The 12,286-nt window shown below is 43.4% G+C and carries 9 protein-coding genes, 1 pseudogene and 1 riboswitch; of the genes and pseudogenes, 1 reads left to right on the top strand and 9 read right to left on the bottom strand.

What is annotated here, in order from left to right; genetic code table 11:
* Positions 1 to 29: 29 nt before the first annotated feature.
* Positions 30 to 604 (bottom strand): annotated as a pseudogene (locus tag AC58UX_RS29165) (Nif3-like dinuclear metal center hexameric protein).
* A gap of 226 nt (positions 605 to 830) precedes the next feature.
* Between AC58UX_RS29165 and AC58UX_RS29160 the strand changes: the two are divergent.
* Positions 831 to 3,578 (top strand): exo-alpha-sialidase, encoded by a 2,748-nt coding sequence (locus tag AC58UX_RS29160; protein WP_497259347.1) that lies wholly within the window; start codon positions 831 to 833, stop codon positions 3,576 to 3,578.
* A gap of 76 nt (positions 3,579 to 3,654) precedes the next feature.
* Here AC58UX_RS29160 and AC58UX_RS29155 read toward each other — a convergent pair whose 3' ends face one another.
* From AC58UX_RS29155 to AC58UX_RS29120, 8 genes are all read right to left on the bottom strand, one after another.
* Complete coding sequence (locus AC58UX_RS29155; protein ID WP_497259345.1) at positions 3,655 to 4,065, bottom strand: HAD hydrolase family protein; 411 nt, start codon at positions 4,063 to 4,065, stop codon at positions 3,655 to 3,657.
* A 73-nt stretch (positions 4,066 to 4,138) separates the two neighbouring features.
* Positions 4,139 to 4,216, bottom strand: a riboswitch (ZMP/ZTP riboswitch).
* An 81-nt stretch (positions 4,217 to 4,297) separates the two neighbouring features.
* Complete coding sequence (locus AC58UX_RS29150; RefSeq protein WP_497259343.1) at positions 4,298 to 5,962, bottom strand: CehA/McbA family metallohydrolase; 1,665 nt, start codon at positions 5,960 to 5,962, stop codon at positions 4,298 to 4,300.
* 365 nt (positions 5,963 to 6,327) lie between these two features.
* A complete protein-coding gene (locus tag AC58UX_RS29145) occupies positions 6,328 to 7,446 on the bottom strand; it encodes a GerAB/ArcD/ProY family transporter (RefSeq protein WP_497259341.1) in 1,119 nt (372 codons plus the stop codon).
* 25 nt (positions 7,447 to 7,471) lie between these two features.
* Positions 7,472 to 7,711, bottom strand: coding sequence for a hypothetical protein (locus AC58UX_RS29140; protein WP_497259339.1), 240 nt, complete (start codon positions 7,709 to 7,711; stop codon positions 7,472 to 7,474).
* Between the two features lie 17 nt (positions 7,712 to 7,728).
* Complete coding sequence (locus AC58UX_RS29135; protein WP_497259337.1) at positions 7,729 to 8,883, bottom strand: Ger(x)C family spore germination protein; 1,155 nt, start codon at positions 8,881 to 8,883, stop codon at positions 7,729 to 7,731.
* The gene (locus AC58UX_RS29130; RefSeq protein ID WP_497259335.1) at positions 8,880 to 10,400 is read right to left on the bottom strand and encodes a spore germination protein; all 1,521 of its coding nucleotides are present in this window, start codon (positions 10,398 to 10,400) and stop codon (positions 8,880 to 8,882) included. Before AC58UX_RS29130 ends, AC58UX_RS29135 begins: the two co-directional genes overlap by 4 nt.
* A 146-nt stretch (positions 10,401 to 10,546) precedes the next feature.
* A complete protein-coding gene (gene lepB / locus AC58UX_RS29125; protein ID WP_497259333.1) occupies positions 10,547 to 11,206 on the bottom strand; it encodes a signal peptidase I in 660 nt (219 codons plus the stop codon).
* Between the two features lie 163 nt (positions 11,207 to 11,369).
* Positions 11,370 to 12,278: a CapA family protein gene (locus AC58UX_RS29120; protein WP_497259331.1), complete on the bottom strand. Its 909-nt coding sequence runs from the start codon at positions 12,276 to 12,278 to the stop codon at positions 11,370 to 11,372.
* Between the last annotated feature and the right edge of the window lie 8 nt (positions 12,279 to 12,286).

Here is a 12,286-nt window from a genome sequence, read left to right as displayed (position 1 = left end):
TTAATAGTTAAAATATTATAACAACAAATCTATTCAATATGATCTTCAACTAATTCAATAATCTCTAAAGAGTCGAATTTTTCTTTGATTTTTTCAGACAGGGATTTCACTCCAAAAATCTCTGTGAACGTGTGACTTCCAACAATCAGGTTCATTTTAATGAATGTTGCATACTGGATTGTGTATAAGATTTTCTCACCAGTAATATAGAAATCGCATTCTGAATAATGGGCATCACGGAGACATTTTGTAGAGTTTCCTGCCCCTGTAATAATGCCCACTCTTTTTATTAGCTTTTCGGAGTTTCATAATCCAATGGCAAATGCACGAAAAAATCACTGATTCCATAGGATGCCAGAAGTTTATGACAATCTTCTTTCATTCCAAAGACAAAATCCCATGCATCATGGTGGGTAACTATAAGATCTACTTTCTTTTGTGCGGCTTGTTCAATAAGTTCGGGAGTAATATTGGTTGCATACCCAATTCGATGAAATACATCAGGACCATAGTTATAAAATGCAAATTCCTCCCCATAAGCAAATTGTTGTAGGAGATCACCAAATAGGGTTTCGATTAATTCATTAAATTGTTCTGTATTCACTTGTATCCCCCCAATCATGCACATTTCATAATGAATACTTCTATTCGGCAAAATACGCAACAAACCTGCGCGTTACGAAAATAGGCTATCGATGAACGGGGAAGCCCAGTGTTTTTGAAAACCGAAAAATTCAACTAAAACCTGTATAAATTCACCTTATATTTTGGCCCTCCATTTCATTAATTAAATTTGTAATTCATTTCAAAATTGCGAAGGAGCGATGTTGATGGGAAATAGGGATTGGGTAGACTGGAGGATAAAATCCGCCAAATGGTTAGGATTGACTGTGGCGGCGGGAATTGGCTTGTTCTGCGGCGCTTTAACCGCAGGTGCGGCAATCGCAGATGTAGAGGTTCATACTAGTCAACCTGGCACAATCACAACGGCAACTGGCAGCCAGTTGAAGCAGTTTCCATTCGTATTTGGATTCGATGCGGTGGATGGCAGCGGCAATGTGTACAAGAAAATTTTTCTGAGCTATAGCGAGTCGCCTGATTCCGCCAGCGTTACTCCTGTCAACACGTACCGCGTCTCTACGGACGGGGGCTTGACATTCCCCTCTTCTACGGAGGTGACTGGGACGTCGCTCGCTTTTATCAATGCCGTTAAACGGAACGATGGCACGCTTCTGGCCGTCGATTTCAAACCGACTGGGGTTGTTTCTGGTACAGCAAACAAAAAATGGACCATGCAGTATTATACGTCGTCCGACAACGGCGTCAACTGGACGACGTATACGAACGGCACCATCACGTTCCCTAACTCCATCAACGGTGAACCCCGGATGCATCGCGGAATTGTAGCGGATCCTGACGGTACCCTGTATATGCCAGCCTATGGCAACTACACGGGCGATGTTGTTAACCGTTCCATGTTGGCCAAATCAACAGACGGCGGAGCTACATGGAACGTCATTTCCACGATCGGCTACGTCTCGAGCTTGGGCTTCAACGAAACAGCGATTGCTCGGACCGCCAACGGTTCGTTGCTGGCTGTCATGCGGACCAACAGCTTTGTGCCGATGTATTACGCTCGCTCTACCGACAACGGCCTTACATGGACCACCCCTGCTAAGCTGCCCGGTGTCTCGGATACCAATGCTCAAAGCGTTGACCCCGAACTTCTGCTCCTGCCCAACGGCGTTCTGGTGCTTAGCTACGGCCGGCCGAATACGAAGTTTCTGCTTTCCGAGGACGGCAACGGCACTTCATGGAGCAATTTCACCTCTACTTTTTCCGAAACGGCAGATGTGTTAGAAACTACAGGGTATACGGGCTTAGTTACGGGCGGTCCGAACAGGTTCTTGCAGGTGGGTGATACCGGGGCGGATTGGAGCTACTCTTACTTCCCGAGTCCGAACAAACTGTCCATCTGGGGCAAGCTCGTCGATGTCGTCAAAACCCCGATCAACCGTATCGATCTCAATGAAAAATACAAGCAAAGCAAAATTACGGTCACGACGGACATGAGTTACTCGAATGCTTCGCATCCCGAAGCACGCATCGCTGGAGCCTTCGACGGCAGCACCAATTATTGGAGCGGTGCCCTTAAGACTGGGTCGGCCGGTAGCACGACAAACGCCTCGTTCCAAATCGAACTGGATAAAACATACCGGATCACCGATATCGGCACTAGCTTGAACATCGGCACGGCTGAGACGGCGGATATTTATTTTTCCACGGACGGCGTCAACTGGGGTATCCCAGTCAAAACGTACTCGAACAAAAAACATTATGCAATGGAATATACGCATTTCGGAGTTCCTTTATCGGCGCGGTATGTAAAGGTGCTCGCCAGTGGCACATCCGCCTACATCGCTTTGAACGAACTGGAGCTTTATTCGACGGAAGACTCTTTTGAAAATAACGCATTATCGGAAGCCCCGTACGGCTACTCCAACGACAACATGGTGACGGTCAGCAATGCTGACGGGTTTGAGAGCGATCGCGCACTATATATCAACGACACTTCGAGCAGTGGGATCGCTTTGATTGAGAAAACCGTGGATGCGACGGGGAGCAAACAGCTGTCATTCCGCTTGAAGCCGACCGGTTATGCGACCTCAGGATCAATCATGTTTAATGTGCTGGGACAGGTGAGTTCGGGAGATACCGAGGTTTATCATTTTGCGGTATTCTCTAACGGGTCCGTTCAATATCACAACGGCTCGGGTTGGGTGCAGATCGGTGCGGCGGGGACAGTGCCTACGAATAGCTGGAGCCTCGTACGGGTAGATGCTACCCTGACGAATGCTAAAGTGTATGTTGGAGGGACACTCATCGGTACGGCTACAATGTACGCCATTCCGGCAAATGTTCAGTTGTTAAACGGCTTCGCATTCTCCAGCTCCGGTACCGCGCCGACCGGCGACAAGGCGTATGTGGACGATGTATTGATTACGGAGGTAAATGCAATTAATAACACGTTCGAGAGCGATACCGTGGGGTCCTCGCCTGCCGGCTATACAACAGCTACTATGGCGACAGTCTCCAATACGCGCGCTTATGAGGGCACCAAGTCGTTGAGGATCTATGACAACTCGACTAGCGCTATCGCGATGGCGGCAGAGAACGCTGATTCAGCGGATAGCAAGACGCTAGAGTTCTATGCTTACGTCACTGCAGCACCGACCGGCTTCTTGTTCGGCATCAACGGGTCGGTGAGTACGGGTACGAACAGCATTTATCACTTGGCGCTTAATAGCGACGGCAGCGTGAAGTATTACGACGGCTCTGATTGGGTCGTGATTGGCGGCGCCAGCACTGTCTCGACGCTGAACGCGTGGAACAAGTTCCGCCTCGAAGCGAACAAAACTTCAGCTGCTGTGTACATTAACAACGACTACATTGGCACCGCCGGCACGTACGCCTCCCCTGGCAACATCCTGAAGCTGAACGGCTTCAAGTTCTCCAGCGGCGGAACGCCGACCACGGGAGACGACATTTATGTCGACAAGGTGTTCTTTGGGAACTAAGCTGATTGTGTAGAGGTAATCGTATTGTGTACTTGATGTTTGAGTGATAGGGGCCTCAGCCTTTTGGCGGAGGCTTTTATCCCTGTAAGCATAGCTGCTCCAGTACTATTGCAATGCCGTCATTATCATTGGAATCCGTAATTTGATTAGCTAACTCTTTTAGTTCGCTGACAGCATTAAACATGGCAACTTTGTGGAACGGCATTTCAAAAAGTTCGAGGTCGTTATAATCGTCACCAAACAAAATGACTTGGGATAAGTGGATCTTTAAGTGCATAAGAAGCAACTCTACACCGCTGGCCTTACTTATCGAGCGATTCATTATTTGTATAAGTGTTCCACGATCCGTTACTACAAAATGCACTTGCTTCCCTAAATAACTTCTTATCTCTTCTGGGCTGTCAAAATGTGTGATCAGAATCTTAGTGACTTCAAGTGAATGCCTTTCAAATCCTGCCTGAGTTGAGAAACGTTCCGTCCAAATCAAGTACAATTGCCGAGTATTTAATGTTCTCCAACTCCTCTCAAATAAACATAAAGAGGTAAGGGGAAAATCCCCTTACCTCTGCCCAGGCGTACGGCTATATCCTATATGCTTCCTCATGGATCCCCATGTTTCGCCAGTCACATATAAGCTCAAAATTATTTTCATAATAACAAATACTACCAGAGCATTTCAATGACTTGTAACTAATTTAGCAAATTCTTCAAACTGCTCTTCATTTAGCCTCAATAAATACTGGGTTGCTAATCGCTCTGAATTCCCTGCCTTTTTCTAAAGTTACTACAATCCATTTCACTTTATCCACAGGAATGTCCGGTACTTCCAAACTATAATCATAGACAATCCCCGCGCCTTGAGCCTCGCTTTCTGTGTCCACAAGTCGATTCGTTAACGGAATGTACGTTCTTTGTTCGCCATTTGTGTACAAGCAAAGTCTGTCTAATGGAACATTGGACAAAATCGTAACATCTGCGCTAACAGACTGCTTGTCCGTCACGAGCGTTTCCCCAGGACCTTTACCTTCTACAGATACCCGAAGCAACGGTCCGCTTGTCAAAAAGCTATGTCCTTTGAGCAGCGCATCCAAAACGGACTCTACCGTCAACGGCTGCTCTGTATGGATATATGTTTGCACGCAACCGCTTCCTAAGCGATTTTCTGCCCACTCCTCCATAATAGGCGTTGTTTCTTGGAGCACTTCTAAGAGATAGCGAAGGACATCCTGTCGATCAACTGGAAGAGTATCAAAGATTTCTCTACCATGTGCGATCATCCACGGAAATTTTTCAAGTCTTCCGTGTAAGTCATCCGCCCATATATTATGGGTATCACTTCCACTCGTAGCTGCAACAAATCGCCCTTCTTCAAGTAATGACAACCAGAACATAAAGGCGTCATAGTTTGGCGTTCCAGGGATCATCGGGTTGGAGCCATTCCAAACTTCAATTGTATCAAATATTTCTATCATATCTGCAAACTTCGGATCTAATGAAATTGCAGGATTCCTGTCACATGGATGGTTGATCTGAGGAAGCCCCCCGCACGCTCTGATCTCCTCCGAAGTCCGAATATGTTCTTGGCGCAAATATTGTTCAGTGCGGTCTTCCTGTTTCGGTATTTTATAAATAACGTCGGTATGAACACCTAATGACAGGACATGTCCATTCGTCGTAGATATCTCTTTAGATACAATTGGTAAAAACGTGTCTGTCGCTGTAGCGAGCCAATCTTGATGATTTTTAATATTGTGATGATCGCTTAACGCGCCATAATCTAGCCCTGCGGCTGCCATTGAAAATGCTACTTGCTGCGGCGACTCAATAACGTCATCCGTCCCGCCGTGAAGAGGACTTGAATAGACGCTATGATGATGCAAATCCCCCGCATACCAGCCTTCTCCAGTCCAATCCACCATTTGTGGGAGGCAAATTTGACAAGCCAACGCCTCATTCGCGTTAACGATTATTTCTCGCTTCACAATCTTGTAAGCAGGGCCTTTAGATACTTCGAGCAAATAACGACCATTATTTTCATTAGTTAATGGAAGTGGCAAAGTTACGCTCCCACCCGGCAACGTATATTCAAGGATAAAATCGATTCTATGATTTGCCTGATAGACGGTTTCCATCGTGTCGTCAGCTAACATCGGAAATAGTTTTACTTGCGCGATCATTCCGTTACCTTGGGTATCCGTTACGGTCAAATTGAGCTTGCCTTGCGTTTCCGTAATTGTCTCTTGCTGAAAAATGATTCCTCTATGGGTTAGTTCCCCTTCCAAAAACAGTAGAGCTTCATTCAGAGCTGGCGGCGAATAACGTGGCAAGCCATTTCCGTTTGTCATAATGCTACTAGCTGCTTGCAAGTACTTTTTCATGGCCATAAAATGATGTCCTCCTAAGTATGAATGTATGAAAAAACTATCGATAGTATTTTATACTCGTATGTCTGCCAATCTACGGCATCTAAAATTATAGACAATTTTGTAGAAGAGTCCTCTATAAAAATATTAGTTTTTATTATGTTTTTATTTGACCTTATTCAAAATAACTGCCTATTCAAGCTGGCAGCCTGCCCACAACGTCTTCTTTAGTGAGAACGTATTCGAAAATATTACGGTTCCCTTATTAAAGGATGAAACAGTGAATGGTACGATTTATATGACTGGACAACAAATAACTCCCTTTAGTTGAGAAAAGGCAGCTGAGCAACTGAACTGCAATCTCCATTATTAGTAGTTCAATCTATTCAATTCGGTGGCCTTGCTTGTACCACATTACGCCGTAACACGCTGACCGCAAGCAAAATTGATAAAGGCATTACAAATGCAAAAGGCTCCCACATTGGCCCTAAATAACTAACGATTTCCCCCCATTTCTTCACGCCTGTGAAGGAAGCTTTCCCATTTAAAAAAAAGATCATTCCCAAGATTAATATTAACAGCCGGCTGTCACGAAGATTGAACAATCGTACTACAAATAAATTCATAACATACAGCGCAATTGTTACTTTCATAAAAGAGCCCACAATCAAGGACATCCCTATCACGGATTCAATTCGTTGAATGATTTCCTGTACCTCAATTATTCGCGCCAACTCGAACATAGGGAATTTACGATCGCCAGCGATGGGACCGAAGACTAGGATCGTGCTCGTGGTAACCAGAATCAATACGATCAGATTTAAGGACATTGAGACAAACATAACCTTCGGTATCCGATTTCGTTCATTTTCTCTTACAAATGGGATCAACATGCTAAACAAAAAAAGTTCAGCGTATGGAAATGAAAAAGACATATAAGCGCCTAAAATAACAGATTTGAACTCACTTGGAAACAGGGGTTTTAAATTACTAAAATCATAATCAGGAATGCTAAGCACAATAACGATGCCTACAAAAACCAATAAAGTAACTAAAAGTAATGCAAACATCTGTGCAATGACTTCAATGCCTGACATAACAGTCAGTACAGTAACAATTAAAATTGTTGCTGTAAAGATGTAAACAGGAGTCTCACTCATCATGGTGCTCTCCATAAAGAGGCCGACATCCAGCGTAATTCCAGTACCAATATGAATAAGAAAAGGTAACGGAAGAAGGATAACGATGATGAACGTCGCGGCCTTACCGATTAAGGAAGAGCTGATGTCAATAAAATCAGTGCTAGGAAAGCGTCTATGCAAGTAAAGCATACCCGTTAGCAGCAAACAACCGGCAGTCCAAGAAAGAAGGATGGACAACCATGCACTGTTTTTCGCTACTGCAATTAAGGGGCCTGGGATATTAATAATGGTTGACCCAGTCAAATATGTGAAAAATAAAACTCCGAGCTGTCTAGCACTGAGCTTATATCCTTTTGAATCCATGATGCATTCACCTAATTCCAAGTTATTAAGAGGGTTTCAACATTTCAACCAGTTTATGGGAGCTTTTACCAAATACATAGTCCGCCCAATCGTATATTGCGAACAGTTTCGTATGCCATATACAATCGATGCTCATAAGTACGGTAACCGTCAATAGCGAAACATATACGATGCGTTCTCTAGCCTGGGCTTGTTTTAAAAGTTTGAAATCATGAATCAGAATCGCTCCAAATAGGATGATAATCAAAATAAGAAATTCAGTCATACGTTCACCTTTCCTAGTTACTTCGAAAATACCGGTTTACCTGCAGATGTACCCGTGTTTTCCAGATTTAACGTAACGCGAGCATCAAAACTGGCATTTGAAAAATAGTTTTCCCAATCCGGCTCTATCTTTTTCCATAAGGTTTCATTATTTTGATAAACACGATTGCCGATTAGAAAGATGTCCAACTTCTTTTTTTGCAAATTCTCAAAAGTTCGTTTCATCTGATCGACAATAATCTCCTCCGTCTTCTTCACAAAAGCTTTCTCTACATCGACTGAATCGAAAGCAGTGCATTTAAGCTCTCGCGCCGAGCCTTTGGCCATTGCCTTAACCGAAACGACTAATTTGTCTTTATCAAATTGATACTTCAAATTACTTGAAAACTCGGTGACTTCAACGGTTTCATTTTTCTGTTTGTTTTCTGCTGTATCCAAACATGGCACCTCGAGCAGACCATAGTTATAACGATTCGTTAGCATGAGATATCCATCATTTTCATCTCCTGTCAATTTATCAACCATTCTGTCTTTCTTAAACAAGGCCGAACCGCTTACTTTGAAGCCTTTCTCCTGGTTAGGAATGATGTAAGCAATGACAGCATTGCCGGTTTTGTCCTTCAACTGTTTACCTAAATCTAATAAATTAGAGTTCACTGTTCGAGCTGAGTACTTGTATAGCGCCTCTTCGGATCGCATGATTTGTTGACTAGTGGTTTGCTCTATTGTTGGTTTCTTTTCTAAGTACGATTGTGCATTACCTTTTGTAATCATGATGGACGCAGTTAGTCGAGGTTCAGGATCGCGATAGAAAATATCGAGTAGATCGCCAATATTCGTTCTGCGTGCGGTCTCTTCGCTAATCAGAATGACTCGCATATGGCTCCACTGCGATCTCCTTCCAAGCTCTCCTGTGATTTTGCGTATCGCTGGTAGTACCGAATCGCCGGTTGATATGACATTAAAGCTTGAGGCTCCAATACCTTGGCTACTACTCTTACCACCTTTTGGTTTATAGTACTGTGTAGTAATCTGCACAGTTCCATCCTGTTTCGTATCGATCGCCAAACCCATCACGAATACCAAATCTGTTAATTCGTAATGACTCCAGCAACCAGTCAGGAAGAACGAAACAATCACCAATATCATGTTCATTTGGAGAATCTTTTTCATCTTTTATCATCCTTCTGTATTGTCCTTCCTAGGATGCCAGTTCTTGATTTTCGCATCAACTGTCGAAGTGGTGCACGAACAAATACATCCCGCCATTCAGGTAAGTTCAAAGGCGCGAGCGGAGACATGTAATATTGACCTAGCGGGCGCAATCTGCACAGATGAAGCAAGATTAGCAACAACCCTAGCATCAGCCCGTACCCTCCGAGCCATGCTGCTAAAATCATCAAGGGAAAACGCAAAACACGTAACCCGATAGCCACACTGTACTGAGGGATAGCAAAGGAAGCAATTCCCGTTAATGACACGATGATGACCATACTTGGCGATGCAATGCCTGCTGAAATTGCGGCTTCCCCAATAACAAGTGCCCCAACGATACTAACTGCTGACCCAACAGGACGTGGCAAGCGAATTCCAGCCTCCCGAAGCAATTCGAAGAAAAACTCCATTAGAAAAGCTTCAACAAAAGCAGGGAAAGGTATCCCCTCTCTTGCGTCGACGATGGCAAGAAGCAATATGGTTGGAATAAGCTCAGGATGAAATGTCGTGAGCGCAATATACATGCTGGGTAGCAAGAGTGCGATAAAAAATGCAAAAATGCGCAACAACCGGATTAAACTCGATAGGACAGTCCGTTGGTAATAATCTTCGCTTGATTGGAACAATTCGATAAATAAGCCCGGGCATAACATCATCGTACCGGTACCGTCTACCATCACCACTATCTTTCCTTCAAGAAGTCCAGCAACTACTACATCTGGACGTTCGGTAAATCGCACTTGCGGGAACGGAGAATAGATATTATCCTCCACCAATTCTTCGATATAAGATGTCTCGAGGATTTCCAACTCGGGGATGCAGCTTATTTTCTCAACAAAAGCATTCAACAAAGGCTTGCTCACTCGGTTATCTAAATACCCGTATACGAGATTTGTCTTCGATTCGCCTCCTCCGACCATAAAAATCATTTTAAGGTCTGGGGTTCGTAACCTTTTTCGTATTAATCCCACATTAGTTTGAAGATCTTCGACACTCCCTTCGCGTGGACCTTGTACAACGGATTCACTTACCGGTTCTGCCACAGGCCTGGTTTCGACGTCTAATGCATCAAAAGAAAGTGCTTTACACCATTTATCGAGGAGAATAACAAATTGACCGCTTAAAATATGGGTAACAACATCATCAAGACGTTCAACTAGAACAGCATTCTTTGTAGATACGCCATGGTTTTCAAAAAATGAGGTGAAAGCTTCCAGTGTCACGTCTATGGCAGTTCCGTTTTCAGACTTAAGTAGATCTTGAAGCGCTTTTTTTAGGTAATTGGTTTCTTTTTCCTTGGAAAGTGTTTTAAAGTAAATCGAACAGGCCGAAATGGAGAAATCGTTACCGAAACGCCATTCTTGAACCACTAGATCATTTGCACTTTCAAATATTTGATTCAATAAAGTCAAATTATCCTGAATAGATATGGATAAGCTTTTCGCAATGTCCATTGAATGAGCTGTCGCTTTCATGATGTTCACCTATTCCCGGGTCATGGTTACGTGTGCTTATTCTGTCCAAAATATACATAACTATCCATATTAACCGCCTACCACAAATCAACGCTGCATAAAAAGTGCAAAAACGTCTCCGACTGCCGTGTGGGTGGATTTAATATTCAGCTACCAGCATACCCCAATACCTTTCCCTTAATAGCAGCGACAGGCAAAGGACCAAAAATTTGACTGTCAACACTTCTCCACCACGTATCACCCATCACAAAGACATGTCCCTCAGGAACTTTAACCTTCGCCATTTCCATGTTAAAGTATTCTTTCATGGTTTTCTGACAAGCTTCATCACATTGAATTGTACCTGGCTTATTAACCGTATTAAAATACTCTTCTTTTTCGAGTCCCCAACTGAGTGCTTTACCATAGAAGGTATCTAACCTTTTATTGTTAACATAAACTTGCCCTTTTTTTATTTCAATAACTTCACCATGAAGAGCGATAACTCTTGCAATATTATACTCTGACGGATTTAAACTTGGATATTTGATCTGATCTATGGCAGGTGTTCTATAGTAAATAACATCGCCGCGATTCATATTATTTTGATTAAAATAATTTGGGTCGACAGCTATCTTCCCTTTGTCATTCGAGATGTATTCTAAGTTGCGACGCGCCATTCCATCGGAATTATTTTCAATAGTAATAAGGCCCTGATTCATTACTACTGTCTTTGGCGATTCTTGAGTAATTGCGTCAGTAATAATTTGCTCTTCACAGCCTAGCACGAATAGAAAAAGGAAAACAATCAAAAGTGACTTCTTCATAGGAATCCCCCCTAATTTGATAATACGCACTAAAACGGAGAAATCTCCTTTAAATTCCAATAATTTCCTGAACTCCGGTATGAAAAATATTAGTTCCTCACAAAAAAAGATCTCCTTGTCAGAGATCTTGCGGTTTAGCAATCTATTGTTGGTATCTGTTTTTTCAATCCGGGACAACTCGATAAACGTTATTCTTTCCTATGTTTTGCAAAATCCGAGTAGGCACTCTGGATATTTTCAATACATCTGTTATACCTTTTGCATTTTTCGTTAAGGTAATCATTAAGATGGTTCCTCGTAGTCTAGCCGTATGCCGGGGAAGCTCGGTGGATACGAAATTTCCTAGAGAAGACGCCGCCACCCGATTTCTAGTGACCCCGTCGATGTCCTTCAGCTTATACATTTTTATCGGATGAAGCACATGGGGATGTGCACCTAGCACTACATTCACGCCATTATTAAACAATAACTTCATGAGTCGGATTTGGTTGCGGTCAGGATATGATCGAAATTCTTTCCCGAAATGTAGGCAAGCTATGATAAAATCTGTTCTACTCTTCAAGCTGCGCACGTCCGCTATTATTTTGTTCTGGTGTATCCGGTTGACTAACCACGGCTCGGTGACGGGGATCCCGTTCGTTCCTTTCGTATAAGCCAATATGCCGATTTTGATTCCCTTTACGTTAACAATAAGTTGCCGACGGGCTTCCCTGGCGGAGCGATACGTACCCGTATGTCGTAGACCTTGTCGATCGAGGACATTTAATGTCCTTTTCAAACCAGATAGTTTTCCGTCCATACAATGGTTATTGGCTGTACCTAATACATCGAAGCCCAAGTTCCGGAGTGTAGCAGCGAATTTATCCGGGGAGTTGAACAACAGTTTCCCCTTTTCTCCGCGAAAATTGCTGCCTGAGAAGGTCGTCTCCAGATTCCCTATCGTTAAATCGGATCTCTGTAAATAAGGTTTTACTTTTGAAAAAATAGGGTCGAATCCGCCTTCCCGTGCGGCCGAAGCGATCATTTGCTTTTTCATCAACAAATCTCCGACTGCTGCAATTGTGATTTGCATCCATTCAG

The organism is Paenibacillus sp. J22P90 (assembly GCF_059692195.1).
The sequence above is the reverse complement of the archived record's forward strand: the minus strand, read 5'-3'. Positions and strand labels throughout refer to the sequence as shown.

What these genes read in the sequence shown, in the direction of transcription:
- AC58UX_RS29160 (WP_497259347.1), top strand. Translation starts at nt 831, where the DNA reads ATGGGAAATAGGGATTGGGTAGACTGGAGGATAAAATCCGCCAAATGG.
- AC58UX_RS29150 (WP_497259343.1), bottom strand. Translation starts at nt 5,962, where the DNA reads ATGGCCATGAAAAAGTACTTGCAAGCAGCTAGTAGCATTATGACAAAC.
- AC58UX_RS29145 (WP_497259341.1), bottom strand. Translation starts at nt 7,446, where the DNA reads ATGGATTCAAAAGGATATAAGCTCAGTGCTAGACAGCTCGGAGTTTTA.
- AC58UX_RS29140 (WP_497259339.1), bottom strand. Translation starts at nt 7,711, where the DNA reads ATGACTGAATTTCTTATTTTGATTATCATCCTATTTGGAGCGATTCTG.
- AC58UX_RS29135 (WP_497259337.1), bottom strand. Translation starts at nt 8,883, where the DNA reads ATGAAAAAGATTCTCCAAATGAACATGATATTGGTGATTGTTTCGTTC.
- AC58UX_RS29130 (WP_497259335.1), bottom strand. Translation starts at nt 10,400, where the DNA reads ATGAAAGCGACAGCTCATTCAATGGACATTGCGAAAAGCTTATCCATA.
- lepB (WP_497259333.1), bottom strand. Translation starts at nt 11,206, where the DNA reads ATGAAGAAGTCACTTTTGATTGTTTTCCTTTTTCTATTCGTGCTAGGC.
- AC58UX_RS29120 (WP_497259331.1), bottom strand. Translation starts at nt 12,278, where the DNA reads ATGCAAATCACAATTGCAGCAGTCGGAGATTTGTTGATGAAAAAGCAA.